This window comes from Nitratidesulfovibrio vulgaris str. Hildenborough, assembly GCF_000195755.1.
Taxonomy (GTDB): Bacteria; Desulfobacterota; Desulfovibrionia; order Desulfovibrionales; family Desulfovibrionaceae; genus Nitratidesulfovibrio; species Nitratidesulfovibrio vulgaris.
The window spans coordinates 367,638-389,592 of record NC_002937.3 but is presented as its reverse complement, the minus strand read 5'-3'; the positions used below and the strand labels follow the sequence as shown (position 1 = coordinate 389,592).

Below are 21,955 nucleotides of genomic sequence, written 5' to 3'. Positions count from 1 at the left end.
CTGCGGCCTGTGCACAGGCCGCAGGCAGGGGCGTCATTCACCGGCCGACACATGACGCAGTGCCAGCCGATGCAGCCGGTGTCCCCTCCGCGAGGTACAGCCCCGGCAAAAGCGGGGTACGCCATCATCCCCGCCTCTCCCTCCCGGCACCATCTCTGTTCCACCCGGCCGATGTCTTTCGCCCCCAAGCCCCCGCAAGGGTTATTGCACCCGACATCACGCAAGGATATACTGCCACCGCCTGAAAAGCCCCGACATCGCATCGCGCAGCCGCGCCCTGCCGGGACACCGTGAAGCGCCGCGACAGTCGCGGTCGCCTCGCCATCTCCGATACCGCCGCGCACACCGCACGACGGCGACCCACGCGCCACGGACGCGTACCGAGAACGACATGACTACCGCACACGATATCCGCTCCAAGATGCAACGGGGCGAAGCCACCATCGGCACATGGATGCAACTGCCCTCCACCGACGTGGCCGAGATACTGGGCCGCGCCGGGTACGACTGGGTGGCGGTCGACCTCGAGCACGCCGCCTTCACCCGCGCCATGCTGCCCGACCTGTTCCGCGCCATCGAACTCGGCGGCACGGCACCGTTCGCCCGCGTGGCCGAAGCGACGCTGACCGACATCAAGGCCGCGCTCGATTCGGGCGCACACGGCATCATCTTTCCCATGATCGAAACGCGCGAACAACTCGACGCCGCCATCGGATGGGCGTTGTACCCGCGCACCGACGGGCCTTCGGGCATCCGCGGCGTGGGCTACTGCCGGGGCAACCTCTTCGGCCGCGAGTTCGACGCCTACCGCAACACCACCGCGCGCGACCTCGTGTTCGTGGCCCAGATAGAGCACATCCGCGCCGTGGAGAACCTCGACGCCATCCTCGCGCACCCGCGCCTCGACGCCATCATGGTCGGCCCCTACGACCTTTCCGGGTCCATGGGGCTGACGGCACAGTTCGACCACCCCGATTTCAAGGCCGCGCTCGACCGCATCCGCGACAAGGCCGTGGCACACGGCGTGCCCATGGGCCTGCACATCGTCCAGCCGGACGAGGCGCTGGTACGCGCCAAGGTGGCCGAAGGCTACCGCTTCATCGCCTACGGCATCGACGCCGTGTTCCTCTACCACGGGGCACAGTGCCCCGCCCCTACAGCAGAACGGAAGTGACCATGAAGATAACGCTCTTCGGCGGAGCCGGTTTTCTCGGCTCACATGTGTGCGACAAGCTTTCCGAGGCCGGGCATGACGTGACCGTGGTCGACCTGCGGCCCTCGCCCTACCTTCGTCCCGACCAGACCATGATCACCGGCAACATCCTCGACGAGGAACTGGTTGCCCGTGCCGTGGAAGGCGCGGACATGGTCTTCAACTACGCGGGCATCGCCGACATCGGCGAGGCCAACCGCCGCCCGGTCGACACCGCGCGCATCAACGTGCTTGGCAACGTCATCGCGCTGGAAGCCTGCCGCAAGGCCGGGGTGAAGCGCTACGTCTTCGCCAGTTCGCTGTACGTGTACGGCAAGTCGGGCGGGTTCTACCGTTGCAGCAAGCAGGCGTGCGAACTGTACATCGAGAACTATCAGGCCATGCACGGTCTCGATTACACCATCCTGCGCTACGGTTCGCTCTACGGTTCGCGTGCCGACATCCGCAACGCCATCAACCGCTTCGTGGCCGAGGCGCTGGAGAAGGGCGCCATCACCTACTACGGCAGCCCCACGGCGCTGCGCGAGTACATCCACGTCGAGGATGCGGCCCTGTGCACCGTGGAGGTGCTGAAGCCGGAATACGCCAACGAGAACATCGTCCTCTCGGGCAACCAGCCCATGCGCGTGGGCGACCTGTTCAAGATGATAGGCGAGATGCTCGGCAAGGACATCGAGGTCGTCTACCAGCACGACCCCAACAGCGGGCACTACCAGATAACGCCGTATGCCTTCATGCCCAAGGTGGGCAAGAAGATGACGCCCATCCTGACGACAGACCTCGGACAGGGCATCCTGCGCGTGATGGAGGACGTGCACCGCGAGATGCACCCCGACATGCACGACGTGGGCGGGTATCTGGTCAGCAAGGACGAATAGACTTCGCCGCCGTGCCGGGTGCCGTCCATACGCGCCCGGCACGGCTGGTACACTCGTGCCCGGGCACCCCCCACCGCCGCAAGGCGCACCAGCCCGGAGGCCGCCCCCCCCAGAGACGACCGGGGAGACCACCGGGGAGACGACCTGATAACCGGCGCATCGCATCTGCCCTGACGAACAGGTGCGAACAGGTGCGAACAGGTGCAAACAGGCGCAGGCAAGGGCCGTCAGGGACATGCAGGGGCACACAGTGACACCCGGAAACGACCGGGCATACCCCAAGAACGACACAATGCCGCAAGGAGCGACATCATGAACATCATAGCCATCATCCCCGCCCGCATGGGCTCCAGCCGTTTTCCGGGCAAGCCCATGGCAGACATCCACGGCGTGCCCATGGTGGGCCATGTGACCTTCCGCACCGCCATGAGCAAGTGCCTCACCGAGACCTATGTCGCCACCTGCGACAAGGAGATATACGACTACGCCGAAAGCGTGGGCCTCAAGGCCGTCATGACCGGCGACCACCATGTGCGCTGCACCACCAGAACCGCAGAGGCCATGCTCAAGATCGAAGAGGCCACGGGCCGCAAGGCCGACATCGTGGTCATGGTGCAGGGTGACGAACCCATGGTCACCCCCGACATGATTGACGCCGCCATCGAACCCATGCTGAAAGACCCGTCCATCAACGTTGTCAACCTCATGGCCGAGATGGAGACCGTGGCCGAGTTCGAAGACCCCAACGAAGTCAAGGTCGTGGTGGACTTCAACAACGACGCGCTCTACTTCTCGCGCGAGCCTGTGCCTTCGCGCAAGAAGGGCGTCACCGAAGTGCCCATGCGCAAGCAGGTGTGCATCATCCCCTTCCGCCGCGACTATCTGCTCAAGTTCAACGAGATGCAGGAAAGCCCGCTCGAGATCATCGAGTCGGTGGACATGATGCGCATCCTCGAACACGGCGAGAAGGTGCGCATGGTGCCCACCGACAAGCGCACCCTCAGCGTCGACACGGCTGAAGACCTCGCACGTGTCATCGAAATGATGCGCGAAGACACCCTGCGCGCCGTCTACACGAAGTAGGACAAACGCATGGCTCGTTGCGCCGTCTTTCTCGAAGAACTGTGGTTCGCCCTCTTCGCGTGGGTGCCCACCGTGCTCGGCACGGCGGTGCGTCTCGTGGCGTGGCGTCCGCTGTTCAGGCTTCTCGGCGGCGTGTGCGGCAAGGTGCGCTTCGGGCAGTCGCTCACGCTTCAGGGCGCGGGGCACATGCGCCTTGCCGACGGCGTACGCCTCGGCAAGGGGTGCCACCTCTACGCCCGCACGGGTGAACTCGTCATGGGCGAGAACGCCGCGCTGAACATCAACGTGGTGGTGGACGCCGACGGCGGCACCGTCCGCATCGGCGCACACGCCACCGTGGGCCCCGGCACCGTCATTCGCGCCGCCAACCACCGTTTCGACAGGCTCGACACCCCCATCATGTTCCAGGGGCACGAATACGGCGAAGTCGTCATCGACGATGACGTATGGATAGCCGCCAACTGCACCGTGGTGCCCGGCGTGCACATCGGGCGCGGGGCCGTGGTGGGGGCGGGTGCCGTCGTCACGAAGGACGTGGAACCCTACACCGTGGTCGCGGGCGTACCCGCACGGTTCATCCGCAGGCGCGGCCCCGCAGAATAGGTCTCGCCCGGCCTGATGCCAGCCGCCCCGTGCGGCCGCGTGGTCAGGTATGGGGGTGGCTGCGTCGCGAAGACGCCGAGCACCCGCCGAAGCGACACCGCCACAACGACTATCCGGCACAGCCGGACGCAAAGGAAGCGACATGAAGATCGCCATCACCACATCCTCCTTCGCCAAGTTCAGCGACGCACCGCTGGACCTGCTGCGCGAGGCGGGTATCGAGTACGTTCTGAACACCACGGGCCGCGCCCTCACCGAAGACGAGGCCATCGACATCCTGCAGGGCTGCGTGGGCGTGGCTGCGGGTACCGAACCCCTCACCCGCCGCGTCATGGACGCCCTGCCGGGCCTCAAGGTCATCTCCCGCTGCGGCACGGGCATGGACAGCGTCGACCGGGTCGCCGCCGAAGAGAAGGGCATCGCCGTGCGCAACACGCCCGACGGCCCCACCCTCGCCGTGGCCGAACTCACGCTGGGCTACGCCCTCGACCTCATGCGGCAGGTCACGCGCATGGACCACGAGTTGCGCGGCGGCACGTGGAAGAAGCGCATGGGCAACCTGCTCAACGGCAAGAAGGTGGGCCTTGTCGGCTTCGGCCGCATCGGTCGTGCCACGGCGCGCCTCTTCGAAGCCTTCGGTGCAGAAGTCGCCTTCTCCGACCCCTACGCAGAGGACGCCACCCACCAGAAGATGGAAATGGACGCCCTCATGGGCTGGGCCGACATCATCTCGCTGCACTGCTCGAAGCCCGCTGGCGGCGGTCATCTCATCGACGCCACGCGTCTCGGCCTCATGCGCGAAGGCACATGGCTCATCAACGCCGCGCGCGGCGGACTCGTGGACGAAGCCGCACTGCACGACGCCCTCGCCTCGGGCCGCCTAGCCGGTGCGGCGCTGGACGTCTTCGAACAGGAGCCCTACACCGGCCCGCTGCGCGACCTGCCCAACGTCATCCTCACGCCGCATGTGGGTTCCTACGCCGTGGAAGCCCGCATCCGCATGGAGACCGACACCATCCGCAACCTGCTCGACGCCCTCAAGGGCTGATCGCCAGCACCCCACTCAAGAGGAGTTCCATGCCCCTTTCCTGCATCGTCTTCGACTGCGACGGCGTCATTCTCGAAAGCGTGAACGTGAAGACCGAAGCCTTCGCGCGCGTCGCCGAACCCTTCGGTTGCGAGGTTCGCGACAGGCTGGTGGCCTACCACCTCGAAAACGGCGGAGTGAGCCGCTACAAGAAGTTCGAGTGGATGTTCCGCGAGGTTCTCGGTCGCGAAATCAGCAGCGACGAACTCAATGAACTGGGTCGCCGTTACGCCGAATACGCCTTCGAGGGCGTCCTCAACGCCCAACTCGTTCCCGGTGCCTACGACGCCATCACCGCATGGCACGGGTGCGTCCCCATGTACGTGTGCTCCGGCGCACCCCATGAGGAGTTGACGCACATCCTGCACGAGCGCGGCTTGTCGCGCTTCTTCGCGGGCATCTACGGTTCGCCTCCCGGCAAGTCCGAACTGCTCGCCAAGGTCGTGAAACTGGCTGATGTCGACCCCGCCACCACGGTGATGGTCGGCGACAGCAAGACCGACCTGCGCGCCGCGGAGGATGTGGGCACACTGTTCTACGGGCGCGGCGACACCTTCGCGGGAGGAACGCATCCGTGGGGTGACGACCTCACCGGACTTTCCGCATGGCTTGAGACCCTCGCTGCCGACTGACCATCAACGGGCCGCGCCTTTGCGCGGCCCGCAACGCACCGCGGCGCAAGCCGCCACTCCACCGGGAGTCGCCTTGAACACCCTGCTTCTGCTCGACGGTGACGCGCCGTCGCTGCCCCTCGGCATGGACATCGCCCACTGGACACGCATGTCCGTAGCCGAAGGGCATGTATCCGTCCCCGCGCTGGTGGAGACGCATTTCACCCGCCTGCGCCGCGAGTACATCACATGGGCGCACGACATGGGGCTTTCCCCTGTAGGCAAGGGCGGCGCCACCCTACGCGACCTCCTTGCCGTCGGAGATACCTTCTCGCACTGGTGGATGACGCCGCTGGCCGAGAAGCATCCCAAGATATGCCGTCACCTCTATGAAGTGGTGAAGCTGCGCGCCCTTGAACTGCATATCGAGGAACACGACTACCGCCGCCTTGAGGTGCGCACCGATGACGCCGCGCTGGTGGCGTGCCTGCGCGACTTCTGCCGCCTCACCGGGCGCGTGTTCGCCCATCGCCCCGCCGGAAAGGGGCGCACCCTCGACCTTTCGATTCGTGGCATCTACGAACGGCTTCCCGCACCGGTCAAGGCCGTGGCCCGCCTTGGCGCATGGCTGCTGCGCGAGAAGCGCCATCTGCCCGCCTTCAAGGGTACACTGCCCGCGCACCCCCGCCCCGGCACCATCGCCACCTATTTCCCCAATGTGGACGTGAAGGCCGCCCGTGAAGGGCGTCTGCGTTCACGCTACTGGGAAAGCCTGCACGACGCGCTTGGCGAAGGCACCCACGGTGTCACGTGGCTGTTCATCTTCGAACCGACGCCGCACTTCACGCTGGGCGAAGCCATCGCGCTTCGTGACACCCTGCGTCGCAACGGGCGCGACGGCATCGCCTTCCATTTCATCGAAGAATTCCTGCCCGCCGCCGCCATCGCCCGCGCCGTGGCGGACTACTGCCGCATCGCCCTACGCGGTCTTGGCGTGGAAGGGCTGGTGGCCTCGCGCTGCCGTCTGCCGGGGTCGAACATGCCGTTCTGGCCCTACATGTCCCGCAACTGGGCCGATGCGACACGCGGCTGGCTTGGGCTGCAACGGCACCTCATGCGCGTGGCCTTCCGCCGCATGGCGGCGCAGCAGCCCACCCCGCAGGAATGGGCCATCTTCCCCATGGAGAATCACCCGTGGGAGAAGGCACTCGCCCATGCCATGCATGAACGGGGTCTCGGCCCGGTATTCGGTACGCAGCACTCCACGGTGCGCCCCACCGACCTGCGCTACTACGAAGACCCGCGAGCGTTCACCGAACCCGATGCCGCAGCCACCCTGCCCGACCGCATCTGCTGCAACGGCAGCGGGGCACTCCGCGCCATGCGCGATGCGGGAATGCCCGAAGACCGCCTCGCCACCATCGAGGCACTGCGCTACCTCTACCTCGCGGGACAGACGCGGCTGACACCGCACGAAGCCGCCCCGTTGCCGGGAACAACGCCCCGGCTGCTGGTGATGACCAGCTTCTTCCCGGACGAGACCGACAACCAGCTTGACGTTCTTGCGGATGCAGCCCGCAAGGGGCTGCTGGCAGGCTATGAGGTGGTGGTCAAGCCGCACCCCAACCTGCCTGTGGAAGGCAGACTGGCGGCACGCTTCGCAGAGGGCGGCATCCCCGCCGTATCGAACACCCCCGTGCCTGAACTTCTGGTGCCCGGCACCGTCGTCTGGGCGTCCAACTCCACCACCGTGGCCCTCGAAGCCGCCTGCAAGGGGCTGCCGCTGGTGGTGCAGGTGGCGGAGAACGACTTCAACATGTGCCCGCTGCTTGGTGTACCCGGCATGACCTTCGTCAAGGATGCAGAGGGACTTGCCGCCGCACTCGCCGCGCCGCGTTCACCCGACCTGCCCGACGACTTTCTCGCCCTCGACAAGACACTTCCGCGCTGGCGCGCCCTGCTGGGCATGACGTCACCGCAGACGCAGTCCGGCGACAGGGAGGACGCATGAGCACAGCACGTCTCGCCGCCGTGGCCGGTCGCCTCGCCCTTCTGGGGCGCATGGTGCTCACCCGGCCCTACTACGGATTCGTCACCGGGCACGCCCATCTCACCGATGCGCAGATGTCCGAAGTGGAACGCGCCAAGGACGACCCCGCACAGGCCGAATCCGTCATGGGCGCCTTCGAACGCACCTTCGCCGCCGTGGTGGGCGACGGGCAGGCCCGTGCACTGGCAGGCGGACGCATGGCACTTTTCACGGCGCTCAAGGCATTTGGCGTAGGCGCAGGGCATGAGGTGGTGCTGCCGGGATTCACCTGCGCGGTGGTCGCCAGCGCGGTACTGCGTACCGGGGCGACCCCGGTGTTCACCGATGTCGACCCCGCCACGTTCGGCACCAGCCCCGAAGCCGTGGAAAGGGCCCTCACGCCGCGCACCCGCGCCGTCATCGCCCAGCACAGCTTCGGCATCCCGTGCCGGGTGGACGAACTACGCGCCATCACCTCGGCCAAAGGTATCGCGCTCATCGAGGACTGCGCCCTCACGCTGGGTTCGACCCTCGACGGCGTCACTGTTGGCAACTTCGGCGACGCGGCCTTCTTCTCCACCGACCACTCCAAACCGCTCAACACCCTCGTGGGAGGTGTGCTCTACACCCGCGATGCGGGCTTGCAGGAAGAGGTCGACCGCACCGTCCGCACCCTGCCGACGCTGCCAGAGGAACAGCAACGCCGCATCATCGGCCAGTTGCGCCTCGAACGCCGCCTTGCCAGACCCGGAAGCTACGGGGCGTACCAGTGCGCCATGCTCCTGCGTTCGCTGACGCGCCGTGTGCTCAAGACGGGCATGACCTTCCTCGATGACGACTACACCGTCGAACGCACGGGGGCCTATCCCTTCCCGGCGCGGATGCCCGCCATGCTGGCACGCCTCGGCCTGTACGAACTCGACCGCTGGCCACGCGAAGCCACGCGCCGCAGGGCCCTGCTTGCCGCCTATCTCGACGCGGCACACGACACCCCACTCGAGGCACTGCTGCCGGAGTCCTACCGCGACCCCCGGCGTGACATCGTGGGCCACAGGCTGGCCTATCGCCACCCCGACGCCGACCGCCATCGCGCACGCATGGACGCACGCGTCCACACCGCGTGGACGTGGTTCACGGTGCCCGTGCTGGGGGCCACCCACGGCCTCGACAGCCTCGGCTATGCAGAGGGACGTTGCCCCGTCTCGGAACGGACGGGACGCGAAGTGATCAACTGGCCCTGCGTGGTCGAAGAAGGATGCGAAGCACCGCTGTTGGCCTTCTTCAGGGACATGGCACGCGCGGAAGGCACCAAAGCCTGACAGGACGACGCATCAGAAGGGTGAGAACGCCCGGCAGCGGCACCTATATCCGCACGAAGACGGACACCGACTCGTGACCGGACGCCGGGATGCGCAGACGGGTACGCCACCGGAATGGACACGACCTGAACAGGCCCTAAGCAGGCCCGACGAAGCGACACTACGCGCGACAGCGCAGAAGAATGCAGAACAGGGCGGCCCTAGCGGTCGCCCTGTTGCGTAGGCATCGCCAGCAGTTCTTCCACGACCTGCACGGCACGCAAGGCCCCCCCGCGCCGGGGTTCGGCCCACGCCATGAACCGTTCGAGCACCCTGTCACGCGGCATGGGGCGTTCGAGTTGACCCAGCAGCGCCCCGGCGAGGGCATCGGCATCGGGCACGACCTGCACCAGCCCCTGCTGGCGCAAGGCGTCCCCTATCCACTCGAAGTTGCCAAGATACGGCCCCACGCAGGGCACGACGCCACGGGCGAGCGGTTCGAGATAGTTCTGCCCCCCCAGAGGCGCGAGGCTGCCACCCACGAACACCGCACGGGCCGCGGCATACAGCGCGCCCAGTTCGCCGAAGGTGTCCCACACGATGACCGCGCCGGGTGCAGGAGGCGTCGTGAGCGACGACCGAAGCACGGGCGTGATGCCCGCATGACGCATCATGTGGCACCATGCCTCGACGCGGTGCATGTGCCGTGGTGCGATGGCGATGTCCGTACGTGGACGTTCGTCACGCAGTCGAAGCAGCACGGACAGAAGGGCCGTCTCTTCCTCTTCGCGCACAGACCCGAAGACGACGAGGGACGCCCCCTCGCGCAGCACCTCGCCCATGGGGGCGGGAGTGCCCGGTGCATCGGCATCCGGCCTGCCACCGGCGACGGTCCCCCCTGTGCCCGACAACGCACCACCCCCGGTGCAAGGCGGCACCGCATCGCACTTCGCGGCGTTCCCATGCGCTTCAGCGCTTGACGCCCCCGAAGACGCTACGACGTCCGGCACCACGCGGTCGAACTTCATGTTCGGCATCACGTCCACACCGTCCGCGCCTGCACGCCTGCCCAGAAGCAGGGCGAAGCGCATGGCGTCATCATCGCTCATGGCGGCGACGCGACACGGCCCCACGGCCTGCCAGAAGCCCTCAATGGCAAGATACGCGGCAAGGCTGGGCGGCGTCATGCGCCCATTGACCACCCCAACGGGGATGCCGGCGACCGTGCAGGCTGCAAGAAGCCCGGGCCACAATTCCGTCTCCAGCAGGACGACGGCGCGTGGCTTCGCCTGTGCCAGCGCCTCGCCCATGAGATACGGTTCGTCGAAGGGGAAGACCTGCACCTGCACATCAAGGTCGGGCCGTTCATCAGCCGCCCATGCCACCGCCTTGTGCAGCACGTCGAGTCCCTGTTCCGTGCAGGATGTGAGAAGCACCTTCCGCACAGGTGGCATACCCGCCCCATCAGCCCGACATCCCGAGGGGGTGGCAGTCCCCATGCCGTTATGGACGTCGCCACAGCTACCGGGTTGCGTTCCCCCTTCGGCACGGCCACCCGGCCTGTCTGCCATACCCACGCCAGCGTCCTGCGCAACCGCCACAGGCAACGCCTTCAGCAGTTCCCATGCGAGATACGATTCGCCCCCCGAAGCCGACTGCACCCACACATCGACGGGCGTCGCCCACTGACGGGGCACCAGCCGTTCCTCGAAGCGGTGGGCGAGTCGACGATTCCGAGCGAGCACGGGGCGGGCGAGACGCCAGACGGCGCCGTACAGGGCGAGAAGGGCGCGGTGGTGCAGGCGCAGGGGCATCACTCCTCCGGGACGGTGGGGGTTGATACGGCACGGGCGCGGCCCCTTGCGGAGTGACGCGCCCGTGCATGCTTCGCGGCAGACGCTACCTTCCGGCGGCTGTCATGCCCAGTTCGATGAGTCGCGCGATGAGCGCGGGAAAGTCCAGCCCGATGGCGGCGGCCTCCTGCGGAACGAGGCTGGTGGGTGTCATGCCGGGCAGGGTGTTGACTTCGAGCAGGAAGAGCGCGCCATCGTCACGCAGGATGTAGTCGGCGCGGCTGTAGCCCCGAAGCCCCAGTAGCCTGTGCGCGCGCAGGGTCACGTCCTGCACATGCGCCGTCACCTCTGCGGGCAACGGCGCAGGGCATAGTTCAGTGGCACCGCCGGGGGTGTACTTGCTGGTGTAGTCGAAGAACGCCCCTTCAGCAGGGCGGATGAGGATGGGCGGCAGGGCCGTATCGCCCAGAACGCCGCAGGTCACCTCCACGCCGGGAATGGCCGGTTCGACGATGGCCTCGCCGCAATGGGCGAACACCGCCTCCAGTGCCGGGGCCAGCCCCTCGGGCTGCGTCACGCGCGAAAGGCACAGGCTCGACCCGCCGGTGTTGGGCTTGACGAAGAGCGGATACCCGAGCCCCGGTTCCCAGTCGGCTGCGGGCCTTGCGGCGAGAAAGGCCCAGTCGGGCGTGAGGATGCCGTGCCGACGCAGCAACTGCTTCGACACCGCCTTGTTCAGGGCGAGGAACGACCCGGCAGGGCCGGACCCCTGATAGGGGCAGCCTGCGGTGTCGAGCATGGCCTGCACCAGTCCGTCCTCACCGGGTGAACCGTGCAGGTTGATGAAGGCGAAATCGTGCGACGATGCGGCTTCGAGCAGCCCGTCCAACGACGTTGCGGGGTCGAACCACGTCACATCGTGGCCCAGCGCACACAGGGCCTTTTCGATGCCCCGCGCCCCGGCGAGCGAGACGTCACGCTCGCTCGACCAGCCGCCCGCGATCAAGAGTACTTTCATGGAGGCGTATCCCCAGTCGCGCCACGAGGGCGCGTTCTATGGTTGTGGCCTGATGGTGCGACTCGCGGATGCGCTCGCGTATCCTCTCCGTCCTGCCGTAGCGGTCGATGAGGTCGTCGAAGCGTTCCTCGAGCGTGACCATGCGGTCGTGTTTGACCCGTTTGTCGGCGTAGATGATGACCAGCGGCAGGAACCACGGGCCGAGGTCTTCGCCCCACGGCCAGTGCACATGGTGCATGACCCCCTGCGCGATGGCGGGGTTGCCGGTGGCCGCCAACGCCCATGCCGCCCCCAGTTGCGCATGGTTGCCGCCATGCCTGATGGTGTAGTCCTTGGCGATGTCGTGCAGCAAACCGCTGGCGCGCACCGTGGCCGGGTGCACCCCGCCCATGCCCGCCGCCACCGCGAGGTCGGCCAGGGCCCCTGCGATGCCCGCCACGAGGGTACTGTGCGCCCGGATATGCTCCGGCATGGCGTAGGCGTCCCAGAGGGCGTGGCAGGCATCCTCACCGGGAACGGGCCAGCGGGCATCACACCCGAAGGTAAGGGAAGGCAGGGCGTAGGTCGCGGCACAGGGCCTGTCGGCGGTGCTTTCCCGGGAATGGACGGACATGGCGGTACCCCGGTTTGCTGTTGGCGCTTCACGCGCGTGACGTGAGCAGGTGTAGCAACAGTGACGGCATGTGCCAACCCCCGCCCGAAGTGGAGGAGATGCGTGGACCATGCAGGCTTCGTTTCCGCAAGCCCGGAGTTCTCCCTTCGCCACCTGCCGCCATCATGGAATAAATCATGTCAAACGCCCGCTGATATGCGATACTCGTACCATGACCACCGTTACCGCCACGCACATCGGACAGCAGTCCGGCAAGGCTGCCTCACGCGGCCTCTCAGGTCCGGCCTGCCTCAACGAGATGCTTCTGTCGCTGGTTTCGTTGCGTGATGCCGACAACGCCGAACAGATCGCCGACAAGATGCGCACGGTGGCATGGCTACTGCCCCCGGCCCTCGGCGAGGGGTGCTATGCCGCGCGCATCGTGTGGCTGGGCACGGCCTACGACCCGCCGGGCCTCCCGGCGTTTCCTCCGCACATCATCCACCCGTTCGACGTGGCCTCGCGCGAGACCGGATCCATCGAACTGTGGCGCACGCCCGCCGCGCCGCTACCGCCACGGGCCTATGCGCTCCTTGAGGATTGCGGGCAGATCATAAGCTCATGCCTGCAACAGATCGTAACGGTCGCCGCCACCCGCGAACGCGCCGAACAGTACCGCTCCATCTTCGACTACGTCACCGAAGCCCTTGTACTGTACGACCTTGAAGGCATCATCCTCGACATCAACGCCGCGGCTCTGCGCCTGCTCGGTGCCGACCATGAGCGACTGCGCGGCAGGTGGTTCGGAGACCTGCTCCCCCCCGACGACGCCGCAGAACTTGCAGCGCACATCAACCGCATCCGTCTCCGGGGAATGACGTTCGCCGAGTCGCATCTACGCCGGATGGACGGCAGACCGGTGCCGGTGGAGATGACCGACAGGCTGCTTCTGCTTCAGGGCAGGCAGGTCGTGCTCAGCAACGCCCGCGACATCAGCGAACGGCATTCGGCGCGTGAAGCCCTCGAGCGACGGATGGAGCGCGAGCACCTTGTGGGTGACATCGCCACGCTGCTTGCAGGCTCCACACCGGAGGCGACGCAGGCGGCACTGACAGCGGTGACGGAACGGCTGGGCAACTTTCTCGGCGTCAGGCACGTATGGTTCATCGAAATGCCCCCCGGCGAGACGACAGTGTCCTTGCGCCACGAATGGCGTGCTGCCGGGGCGACGTCGCGGAAGGGCACACTCGATGCCACCCCGCTCAACATGCTGCCGTGGAGCCTGTGGCGTCTGACCGACTTCGAAACGGTCGCCATCGAAGACGCAGGTTCCCTCGGCAAGGGCCATGAGCACGAACGGGACAGGCACAGGGAGATGGGCCTCGTCTCCACCCTCGCCGTGCCCTTGCGCCGTCGGGCCGAACTCGCCGGCTGCCTCGCCATGGACGACATCGGCAACCGCAAATGGAGTGCCGAGGACATCGCCCTCGCGGAAACCGTGGGCGGAATGCTCGGCGCGGCCCTCGACCGCACGGCGACCCTGCTCCAGCACCAGCGGGCACATGCCCACATCGCGGCCATTCTCGACACGCTCCCGGCGCAGGTCGCCGTGGTGGACGGAACCGGACGCATCACCCACGTGAACGCCTCGTGGCTTCATGCCGCGGCGGACATGTCCCTGCCCGAACCCATGCGCTGCCTGCCGGGGGCCGACTATCTCTCCGCCCTTGACGCCAAGACGCCGGACATCCCCTCGGCGGGCGATGCGGCGACGCTGCTGCGCGAGATTCTGGCAGGACGACGCGAGGGTGGGTCGCTCGAATACGAGGTCATGGCCGACGGACGGCGTCACTTCATGTTGCAGCTGGCACCCCTGATGCCACCCCTGACCGGTGCGGTGCTCATGCGTAGCGACGTCACCGCGTTGCGCCGTGCAGAGGCCGACCTCGCCCGCAGCGAGGTTCGTTACAGGATGCTGCTGGACACCATGCAGGAAGGGCTGCTCTTCACCGACGCCGCAGGCCGCATGACCTACATCAACGGCCCGTTCTGCGCCATGGTGGAGCATGATGCCGATGCACTGGCCGGACGCGAGGCACTCGACCTTGTGGCCCCCGAAAGTCGTCAGGCGTTTCAGAACCTTCTCTTCCCCGAAGAAGCCCCTCCCTCACTGCAAGAGATAACATGGCTCACTTCCAAGGGCGGACGGGCGTTCTCCCTTGTCTCTCCCTCCATCCTGCGAGACAGCCACGGGCATTTCATCGGGCTCACGGCCATGATCACCAACATCACGCAACGCCGCATCCTCGAAAGCCAGCTGGCGCAGACCCAGAAGCTGGAGGCCGTGGGCAGTCTCGCCACGGGCATCGCCCATGAGATCAACTCCCCCGTCCAGTACCTCGGCAGCAATCTGACGTTCCTGCAACATGCGTTCGACGAAATCATGAAGGCCTATACGACCTGCGACACGGCCCTCCGCACAGCGCGAGACGGTAGCAGCGACGTGCCCTCCATCGACGCGGCGCTCGACGCCATGCAGCACCTGGACACCGCCTACCTGCGCGACGAAGCCCCGCGGGCACTGCGCGAATGTCTTGAGGGGGTCGAGCATATCGCCGCCATCGTGCGTTCCGTCCGGCAATTCGCCCACCCCGGCAATGGCACCGTGGTCCCCGTCAACATCAACTTCAACATCGAAAGCACCGTCAACGTCGCCCGAAGTTCATGGCGCCGCGTGGCCTCGCTTCGACTCGACCTCGCCCCCGGGCTGCCTCCCGTCCCCTGTGTGCCGTCCGAGTTCAACCAGACGGTGCTCAACCTGCTCATCAACGCCGTACATGCCATCGAGGACCGCAAGGCCGAAGACCCGGCGCATGAGGGGAGCATCGTCATCACATCCCGACTCAAGGCGGGCTGGGCCGAGGTCAGCGTCAGCGACAACGGCGCGGGCATCAAACCCGAACACGCAGCACACGTCTTCGACCCCTTCTTCACGACCAAGCCCATGGAACGGGGTACGGGACAGGGGCTGGCCATCGCCCACGCCTGCATCGTCGGCAGACTGGGGGGCCAACTGTTCTTCCGAAGCGAACCGGGCCTCGGTTCCACGTTCTTCATCCGTCTGCCCTTCACTTCGCCCTCGCAGGAGGCATGATGCTGCCCGTCATCCTGTTCGTCGACGACGACCATAACGTGCTCAACGGCCTGCGGCGCATGCTTGCCCCGCAACAGAACCGATGGAACATGCTCTTTGCCCACGACGCCGCAGATGCCCTGCGCATCGTCGACCAGACGGAAGTCGACGTGGTGGTGGCAGACATCCGCATGCCGGGCATGGACGGCGCCACCCTGTTGCGGCACATCCGCACCGCGCGCCCCACCACGTTACGGCTGGTGCTCTCGGGCTATACCGAAGAGACCTCGCATCTGCATACGTCCTCTCTTGCGCACCAGTCCATCAGCAAACCGTGCGATGCCGCCCGTCTCGTCCCCGCACTGGAAGACGCGCTGCGCCTACGCCCACTCATCGCCGATGACGACCTTTACGGCAGGCTGTCGCGCCTCGACGCGTTGCCCTCCCTTCCCGAGACCTTGCGCGAAGTGCTCGCCGAACTGAACGCCCCCAACCCGTCGCTACGCAGGCTTGGCACACTCATCCAGAGGGACATGGCCCTCTCGGCGAACCTGCTGCGCCTCGTCAATTCGGCCTTCTACGGTTTCGCCAGACGCATCTCCATGCCGGAACAGGCCGTCGTGCTGCTGGGCGTACGGGCCCTGCGCTCACTCGTGCTGGCCGCACACCTCTTCGATTCCCTGGGGGGTGCGCCCGTCGCCGTCCGGCAGTTGACCGGGCTGTGGGAGCACGGTGTCCGCACCTCCGGGCTAGCACAGGGCATCGCCACGCAGGCGGGACTGTCCCACGAGGAGCGCGACAACGCCCTTTCAGCCGGCCTGCTGCACGACGTGGGCAAGCTTGCCCTTGCCGCCATCGCCCCCGACAGGGTCAATGCCGTCTTCGAACGCATGGCGGCTGGAGAAGGTTCGTTCATCGACATCGAACGCAGGCACCACAAGGCCACCCATGCCGATGTGGGGTCGTATCTGCTTGGCACGTGGGGGCTACCCATCCCCGTGGTCACGGCCATCGCGCGACATCACAATCCTGCGGACTCAGAGACGGTATTGGGCACGGTGACGGTGGTACACGTGGCCAACGCCATCGACCACCTGTTGCAGACCCCCGACGCCATCGATGCCCTGCTTGCGGCAGGCGGCAACCTCACCCTGCCGGGATGCGACATGAGACACCTTGAAACCCTTGGCGTTCTTGACGCATTACCCGCGTGGCTGCAGGTTGCACGGGACAGGCTTCAGGCAGTCCAGCCAGCCTGAAGCAGCAGGGCGATGCGGCTGGCCACGCCTGCCGGGGCTGATGCCCGTTGCGATGTGTCCCCTGCAATGAACCCACCGCAATGAGTCGGGACTGCCACACGAAGCCCCGGACGCAGCCCCCGTCACCACAGCCATACCGGAGGCCGGGGCACCCGGTTTTCTCCCTCTTTTCAGGCATCTCCGCACCTGCTATACTGCGCAACTCGGATGAGGGGGGAGCATCATCCGGCGCGGGCGTACCGCGCCCTCCCGCCTTGTCTTCTCACCGCAGCAAGCGAGGCCGGCGCGACATGAACGTCGCCATTCTGGGCAATCAGGCCCGGGCCATGGTCAATTTCTGGAGCGTGTTCATCGCGCGCCTTCAGGCCGATGGGCACACCGTGGTGTGCATCATCCCTCCCGGTGACGCCGAGGGTGACGCAGCCCTGACCTCCATGGGTGTGCGCGTGCGCCACTACCCGCTCGACCGCAAGGGTCTCAACCCCGTGCGTGACGTCGCCACCTTCGCGGCACTCTATCGCATCTTCAGGCAGGAACGCCCCGACAGGCTTTTCTGCTTCACCATCAAGCCCGTCATCTACGGTGCCACCGCCGCCGCGCTGGCCCGCGTTCCGGGGCGCGTCGCCATGATCACGGGGCTCGGCTACATGTTCGAGGCCGACACCCCCGTCAAACGCCTGCTGAACAGGGTCGCGGTGCTCATGTACCGCGCAGCCCTCGCCTGTGTGCACACCGTCTTCTTCCAGAACGAGGAGGACAGGGCCGTGTTCACCGCAAAGGGCATCGTCCCGGCGGGAACCGAAGTGGCCATGAGCCGCGGCACGGGGGTGGCCCTCGACCATTTCGCCCCTGCCGAGACCGTCACCGCCCCCGTCACCTTCCTGCTGGTAGGCAGACTCATTGAGGCCAAGGGCCTCTATGAGTATGCCGAAGCCGCACGCATGCTCAAGGCGCGCCACCCCGAAGCCCGCTTCAGGGTGCTGGGCCCGCCCGAGCAGGGGCTTGGCAGCGTACCCATGGAGACCATCAACCAGTGGCACCGCGAAGGTGTCATCGAATACATGGGCCAGACGCGCGACGTTCGGCCCTTCCTGCGCGAGGCGAGCGTCGTCGTGCTCCCATCGTGGCGCGAGGGCACGCCGTGTTCCGTCATGGAGGGCATGAGCATGGCCCGCGCCGCCATCGTCACCGACGCACCCGGCTGCCGCGAGGTGGTCGAAGACGGCGTCAACGGCTTCATGGTGCCCTTGCGCTCACCCGAAGCCCTCGCCGCAGCCATGGAACGTTTCATCGAAGACCCGTCCCTCGTGCAGCGCATGGGCCGGGCAGGACGCGACCTCGCCGAACGGGAGTTCGACGCGGAGAAGGTCGCCGCACACATCATGCGGGTCATGCGGCTCGACGCCGCCCCCCGCGCCGGAGGCAATCCCCAGTGAACGGCATCCGCAACGCCTACTTTCAGGCCCTCGACGCACTGTGCATCCTCGTCGCCCTCTATGTGTCGGGCGAGATCATGCTCCCTGCCGAATACAACGTCCTCGTCGACTACACGGGCGCATCCACCTTCACCACCTTCTTCTTCCTGCTCTTCTTCTACGTGCTCGACTGCTACAACGTCGGGCACGAGGACGTGCGCGACAGCATCGCCCGCGTGAGCGTGGCCTCGGTGCTCGGCATCATCTTCACCGGCTTCACCTTCTATTCGTTCGAACACTGGCGTTTCGAGCGCACCACCTTCGTGGTGCTGCTCCTGCTCGTGGTGGGCATGACGCTGCTGTGGCGCATGGTCTACCACCGCTTCGGCCAGCGCTTCACCACCCGGCCCCGCGTGGTGCTGGTGGGTGTCGACAGGGCGGGTCGTGTCCGCAAACTGCTCAACGAAGGGATGCCCGAAGCCGAGATTCTGGGCTATGTGGGCGAGGGCGACGTGGACCCCGATGCGGGCCCCTGCCTTGGTGCACCCTATGAACCCGTCGAAATCGCCCGGCGCTACGGTGCCACCATGCTGGTGATGCTGCCCGACGCACCCGTGGACGAAGACATCGCCCGCGACCTTCTCGACGCCAAGCTGCGCGGCCTCATGGTCGTCGACATCCGCACCCTGTACGAACACGTCGCCAAGCGCATCCCCGTCGACCAGATACGCGACGAATGGCTGCTCACCGAAGACGGCTTCAACCTCAATACGCAGGGTTCCGTCCGTCGTCTCAAACGCGCGTTCGACGTCATCGTCTCCCTCTCTTTGCTCATCACCACCGCGCCCATCATGCTGGTCGCCGCCATCGCCATCCGCATGGAGTCGCCCGGCCCGGTCATCTATCGCCAGAAGCGCGTGGGCATCAACGAGCAGGAGTTCATGGTGCTCAAGTTCCGCTCCATGCGCACCGACGCCGAGAAGGACGGTGCCGTATGGGCCACCAAGGGCGACAGCCGTGTCACCCGCGTGGGTCGCTTCATCCGCAAGGTGCGCATCGACGAACTGCCCCAGTTGTGGAACGTGCTGCGCGGCGACATGAGCATGATAGGCCCGCGCCCTGAACGGATGGAGTTCGTCCGGCAGCTTGAGAAGGTCATCCCCTACTTCTACGTGCGCCACTCGGTGAAGCCCGGCATCACCGGATGGGCGCAGGTGTGCTACCCCTACGGGGCCTCGGTGGAGGACGCCCGTTACAAACTCGAATACGACCTCTACTACATCAAGAACATGTCGCCCCTGCTCGACATCCAGATCGTCCTCAAGACCGTGGGGGTCATCCTCTTCCCCAAGGGCGCACGCTAGTCGGCCCTGCGACTGCGGAAACGCAAGAGACAAGGCCCGTCCGGTACATGCCGGACGGGCCTTTGCTTTATGGATGGTCGTCTACGGGAGGGTGGCGATGGCTGCATCGGCGAACAGGAGTGTTCCCGGAAAGCCCTCGAGCAGAGTCCGAAGCCCTAGCAGATGCGCGGCAACTGCTCGCCTTCGAGCATGGAAAGCAGGCGGTGCCCGCCAAGGGCCGTCTCCATCACCACCTGACCGGCCCGGGCTGCCCCGAGTTCACCGACGGACTTCACACTCCCGATGCGGGCAGCGTGTTCACCGTGCGGCCCTTCGCGCAACACGGCAAGCGCGGCCTCGGCCCTCTCCTCGGGCAGGATGCAGATGAGCTTGCCCTCATTGGCTAGATACAGCGGGTCGAGTCCGAGGAACGAGCAGCCGTTGCGCACCGACTCGCGCACGGGCACGGCCGTCTCCAGCACATGGCACACGGCCTGCGACTGGCCCGCTATCTCGTTCAGTGTCGTGGCGAGACCCCCACGGGTGGGGTCGCGCAGCACGTGGATGTCGCCGACCTCCAGCACCAGCTTCTCCACCACCCTGTTGAGGGAGGCCGAGTCGCTGCACACATCCGCAGCGAAGTTCAGCCCCTGACGCTGCGAGAGGATGGTCAGCCCGTGGTCGCCCATACTGCCGCTGATGAGGATGGCGTCACCGGGGCGCGCCCTGTCGCCCGAGGGCGCGGGGTCGACCAGAATCTCGCCGATGCCGGTGGTGTTGATGAACATCTTGTCGCAGGCCCCACGGGGCACGACCTTGGTATCACCCGTCACGATGAACACCCCCGCCTCACGCGCGGCCTTCCCCATGGAGGCGACCACCCGTTCGAGGATGTCCATGTCCAGTCCCTCTTCGAGGATGAAACCGCAGCTGAGGTAGCGCGGCCGTGCGCCCAGCATGGAGACGTCGTTGACGGTGCCGTGCACCGCCAGCGTGCCGATGTCGCCGCCGGGGAAGAAGATGGGGTCTACGGTGTAGCTGTCGGTGCTCATGGCGAGGGGGCCTGTCAGGTCGAGACGGGCGGCGTCGTTGAGCGTGCCGAGGATGGGGTTGTCGAAATGGCGGAGGAAGAGGTCGGAAATGAGGCGGTGCGATGCGCGCCCGCCGCTGCCGTAATCGAGAAGAAGGGTTTCGCCGCTCATGATTCGTTACGCCTCGACGTTGTATTTGTAGTAGGCGGCACAGCTGCCTTCGGTGGAGACCATGCACGGGCCCACCGGTTTTGCGGGCACGCAGGCCTTGCCGAAAAGAGGACATTCGTTGGGCTGCATCTTGCCCTTGAGCACATCACCGCACTTGCAACCGGGCGTATCGCGCGCTTCGGGCAGAGTCAGTCCCAGACGCTGCATGGCGTCGAACCTTGCATACTCGGGGCGGAAGACCAGCCCGCTGCCCGGCAGGAGGCCGATGCCACGCCACAGCGCATCGGACTGCATGAACACGTCGTCCATGACCTGTCGTGCCCGCGGGTTGCCCGCATCGTCCACTGCGCGACGGTAGGCGTTGACGATGCCATACTCTCCCGTCTTGCGCTGTTCGACCATGATGAGCAACGCCTGAAGGATGTCCACAGGGTCGAAACCGGCGATGACCCCCGGCGTACCGAATTCGGTGGCCACGAAGCGATAGGGTTCGATGCCCAGCACCGTGGAGACGTGGCCGGGCAGCAGGAAGGCGTCGACGGCACATTCCGGGTCGACCAGCAGGGCGCGCAACGCGGGCGGCACCAGTTTATGGAACGAGAGCACCATGAAATTGTCCAGCCCCTGTGCACGGGCCATCTGCACAGTGCCAGCCACGGTGGGTGCGGTGGTCTCGAAGCCGATGCCGAGGAAGACGACTTTCTCGCCGGGGTTGTCCGCAGCCAGCTTCAGCGCGTCGAACGAGGAGTACACCACCTCGATGCGTGCGCCCTGCGCCTGTGCCAGCTTGAGATTGCGCCCGCCGGGGCCCGGTACGCGCATGAGGTCGCCGAAGGTGGCGATGATGACGTCGCCGCGTTCCGCAAGCTGGAGATACGCCGCCACCTCACTTTCATGGGTGACGCAGACCGGGCACCCCGGCCCGGAAAGATGGCGGACGCCCTCGGGCAGAAGCGGACGGATGCCACTCTGGAAGATGGCCACGGTGTGCGTACCGCACACCTCCATGAACCGCAGAGGCCTGTCCAGTTCCCGGTGCAGCCGGTCGAGCAGCCCGCGACACAGCGCGGGGTCCTTGAACGAAGAGGTGAAATCGACGCTCACGAGGCCCTTCCTTGTAACGTTGTAGGGGGGTTGGGTCTGTCGTCATGTTCCGTCTGTCCCGTTGTTGCTACGCCGCACCAAGGGGCGGTGTCAACGCAACGACCGACCGGGACGGGATTTCATCCCCGGCGTCAGCAGATTCGGCAGGCGGTGAGCACCGGCGCACGACAGAGGCACCATACCCTGCCCCGGCAGTCTGCGCCCCAGCGGCCTGTACTCCCTCCATCGCCACCTCCACCCGCGACGGGCAATGAAGAAGCGCGCCACCTAGGGGCGACGCGCTTCGATGCGATC

At 66.3% G+C, this 21,955-nt stretch carries 17 protein-coding genes; 12 read left to right on the top strand and 5 right to left on the bottom strand.

Going from position 1 to position 21,955, the window contains the following annotated elements; all coding sequences use genetic code 11:
• Nucleotides 1-391 precede the first annotated feature (391 nt).
• The 8 genes from DVU_RS01685 (at nucleotide 392) to DVU_RS01650 (ending at nucleotide 8,823) form a co-directional block, all read left to right on the top strand.
• Nucleotides 392-1,174, top strand: a complete 783-nt coding sequence (locus tag DVU_RS01685) for an HpcH/HpaI aldolase family protein (RefSeq protein ID WP_010937650.1) — start codon at nucleotides 392-394, stop codon at nucleotides 1,172-1,174.
• A gap of 2 nt (nucleotides 1,175-1,176) precedes the next feature.
• Nucleotides 1,177-2,091, top strand: a complete 915-nt coding sequence (locus DVU_RS01680) for an NAD-dependent epimerase/dehydratase family protein (protein ID WP_010937649.1) — start codon at nucleotides 1,177-1,179, stop codon at nucleotides 2,089-2,091.
• Nucleotides 2,092-2,403: 312 nt separating this feature from the next.
• Entirely contained in the window at nucleotides 2,404-3,174 is a 771-nt protein-coding gene (locus tag DVU_RS01675; RefSeq protein WP_010937648.1) for a 3-deoxy-manno-octulosonate cytidylyltransferase, read from the top strand.
• Nucleotides 3,175-3,183: 9 nt separating this feature from the next.
• Complete coding sequence (locus tag DVU_RS01670) at nucleotides 3,184-3,777, top strand: acyltransferase (protein ID WP_010937647.1); 594 nt, start codon at nucleotides 3,184-3,186, stop codon at nucleotides 3,775-3,777.
• Between the two features lie 142 nt (nucleotides 3,778-3,919).
• Nucleotides 3,920-4,825, top strand: a complete 906-nt coding sequence (locus tag DVU_RS01665) for a phosphoglycerate dehydrogenase (RefSeq protein WP_010937646.1) — start codon at nucleotides 3,920-3,922, stop codon at nucleotides 4,823-4,825.
• A gap of 29 nt (nucleotides 4,826-4,854) precedes the next feature.
• On the top strand, nucleotides 4,855-5,496 hold the full coding sequence (locus DVU_RS01660; RefSeq protein WP_010937645.1) for an HAD family hydrolase: 642 nt from the start codon (nucleotides 4,855-4,857) through the stop codon (nucleotides 5,494-5,496).
• Nucleotides 5,497-5,569: 73 nt separating this feature from the next.
• Nucleotides 5,570-7,486: a TIGR04326 family surface carbohydrate biosynthesis protein gene (locus tag DVU_RS01655; protein WP_014524217.1), complete on the top strand. Its 1,917-nt coding sequence runs from the start codon at nucleotides 5,570-5,572 to the stop codon at nucleotides 7,484-7,486.
• The gene (locus tag DVU_RS01650) at nucleotides 7,483-8,823 is read left to right on the top strand and encodes a DegT/DnrJ/EryC1/StrS family aminotransferase (RefSeq protein ID WP_010937643.1); all 1,341 of its coding nucleotides are present in this window, start codon (nucleotides 7,483-7,485) and stop codon (nucleotides 8,821-8,823) included. The genes DVU_RS01655 and DVU_RS01650 overlap by 4 nt, the downstream gene beginning before the upstream one ends.
• Nucleotides 8,824-9,023: 200 nt before the next feature.
• On the opposite strand, the gene DVU_RS01645 is transcribed toward DVU_RS01650, so the two are convergent.
• The 3 genes from DVU_RS01645 to DVU_RS01635 form a co-directional block, all read right to left on the bottom strand.
• The gene (locus tag DVU_RS01645) at nucleotides 9,024-10,616 is read right to left on the bottom strand and encodes a 3-deoxy-D-manno-octulosonic acid transferase (RefSeq protein WP_010937642.1); all 1,593 of its coding nucleotides are present in this window, start codon (nucleotides 10,614-10,616) and stop codon (nucleotides 9,024-9,026) included.
• Nucleotides 10,617-10,701: 85 nt separating this feature from the next.
• A complete protein-coding gene (locus DVU_RS01640; protein ID WP_010937641.1) occupies nucleotides 10,702-11,613 on the bottom strand; it encodes a D-alanine--D-alanine ligase family protein in 912 nt (303 codons plus the stop codon).
• Complete coding sequence (locus DVU_RS01635) at nucleotides 11,570-12,226, bottom strand: HD domain-containing protein (RefSeq protein WP_010937640.1); 657 nt, start codon at nucleotides 12,224-12,226, stop codon at nucleotides 11,570-11,572. Before DVU_RS01635 ends, DVU_RS01640 begins: the two co-directional genes overlap by 44 nt.
• A 211-nt stretch (nucleotides 12,227-12,437) precedes the next feature.
• Between DVU_RS01635 and DVU_RS01630 the strand changes: the two genes are divergently transcribed.
• The 4 genes from DVU_RS01630 to DVU_RS01615 all read left to right on the top strand — a co-directional run bounded on the left by DVU_RS01630 (nucleotide 12,438) and on the right by DVU_RS01615 (nucleotide 19,376).
• The gene (locus DVU_RS01630) at nucleotides 12,438-15,359 is read left to right on the top strand and encodes a PAS domain S-box protein (protein ID WP_010937638.1); all 2,922 of its coding nucleotides are present in this window, start codon (nucleotides 12,438-12,440) and stop codon (nucleotides 15,357-15,359) included.
• The gene (locus DVU_RS01625; protein WP_223295127.1) at nucleotides 15,356-16,597 is read left to right on the top strand and encodes a response regulator; all 1,242 of its coding nucleotides are present in this window, start codon (nucleotides 15,356-15,358) and stop codon (nucleotides 16,595-16,597) included. Before DVU_RS01630 ends, DVU_RS01625 begins: the two co-directional genes overlap by 4 nt.
• Nucleotides 16,598-16,887: 290 nt before the next feature.
• Entirely contained in the window at nucleotides 16,888-18,033 is a 1,146-nt protein-coding gene (locus DVU_RS01620) for a glycosyltransferase family 4 protein (protein ID WP_010937635.1), read from the top strand.
• Nucleotides 18,030-19,376, top strand: coding sequence for a sugar transferase (locus tag DVU_RS01615; protein WP_011793001.1), 1,347 nt, complete (start codon nucleotides 18,030-18,032; stop codon nucleotides 19,374-19,376). The genes DVU_RS01620 and DVU_RS01615 overlap by 4 nt, the downstream gene beginning before the upstream one ends.
• A 155-nt stretch (nucleotides 19,377-19,531) precedes the next feature.
• Here the strand turns inward: DVU_RS01615 and hypE are convergent, their stop codons facing one another.
• Together hypE and hypD are read right to left on the bottom strand one after the other, a co-directional pair.
• Nucleotides 19,532-20,557 carry a hydrogenase expression/formation protein HypE gene (hypE, locus tag DVU_RS01610; protein ID WP_010937633.1) on the bottom strand — a complete coding sequence of 342 codons (1,026 nt, stop codon included), beginning with the start codon at nucleotides 20,555-20,557 and terminating at the stop codon, nucleotides 19,532-19,534.
• Nucleotides 20,558-20,563: 6 nt separating this feature from the next.
• On the bottom strand, nucleotides 20,564-21,661 hold the full coding sequence (gene hypD, locus DVU_RS01605; RefSeq protein WP_010937632.1) for a hydrogenase formation protein HypD: 1,098 nt from the start codon (nucleotides 21,659-21,661) through the stop codon (nucleotides 20,564-20,566).
• Between the last annotated feature and the right edge of the window lie 294 nt (nucleotides 21,662-21,955).

What these genes read in the sequence shown, in the direction of transcription:
- hypE (WP_010937633.1), bottom strand. Translation starts at nt 20,557, where the DNA reads ATGAGCGGCGAAACCCTTCTTCTCGATTACGGCAGCGGCGGGCGCGCA.
- DVU_RS01665 (WP_010937646.1), top strand. Translation starts at nt 3,920, where the DNA reads ATGAAGATCGCCATCACCACATCCTCCTTCGCCAAGTTCAGCGACGCA.
- DVU_RS01680 (WP_010937649.1), top strand. Translation starts at nt 1,177, where the DNA reads ATGAAGATAACGCTCTTCGGCGGAGCCGGTTTTCTCGGCTCACATGTG.
- DVU_RS01635 (WP_010937640.1), bottom strand. Translation starts at nt 12,226, where the DNA reads ATGTCCGTCCATTCCCGGGAAAGCACCGCCGACAGGCCCTGTGCCGCG.
- DVU_RS01640 (WP_010937641.1), bottom strand. Translation starts at nt 11,613, where the DNA reads ATGAAAGTACTCTTGATCGCGGGCGGCTGGTCGAGCGAGCGTGACGTC.
- DVU_RS01685 (WP_010937650.1), top strand. Translation starts at nt 392, where the DNA reads ATGACTACCGCACACGATATCCGCTCCAAGATGCAACGGGGCGAAGCC.
- DVU_RS01650 (WP_010937643.1), top strand. Translation starts at nt 7,483, where the DNA reads ATGAGCACAGCACGTCTCGCCGCCGTGGCCGGTCGCCTCGCCCTTCTG.
- DVU_RS01670 (WP_010937647.1), top strand. Translation starts at nt 3,184, where the DNA reads ATGGCTCGTTGCGCCGTCTTTCTCGAAGAACTGTGGTTCGCCCTCTTC.
- DVU_RS01645 (WP_010937642.1), bottom strand. Translation starts at nt 10,616, where the DNA reads ATGCCCCTGCGCCTGCACCACCGCGCCCTTCTCGCCCTGTACGGCGCC.
- DVU_RS01675 (WP_010937648.1), top strand. Translation starts at nt 2,404, where the DNA reads ATGAACATCATAGCCATCATCCCCGCCCGCATGGGCTCCAGCCGTTTT.
- DVU_RS01625 (WP_223295127.1), top strand. Translation starts at nt 15,356, where the DNA reads ATGATGCTGCCCGTCATCCTGTTCGTCGACGACGACCATAACGTGCTC.
- DVU_RS01660 (WP_010937645.1), top strand. Translation starts at nt 4,855, where the DNA reads ATGCCCCTTTCCTGCATCGTCTTCGACTGCGACGGCGTCATTCTCGAA.
- DVU_RS01620 (WP_010937635.1), top strand. Translation starts at nt 16,888, where the DNA reads ATGAACGTCGCCATTCTGGGCAATCAGGCCCGGGCCATGGTCAATTTC.
- DVU_RS01630 (WP_010937638.1), top strand. Translation starts at nt 12,438, where the DNA reads ATGACCACCGTTACCGCCACGCACATCGGACAGCAGTCCGGCAAGGCT.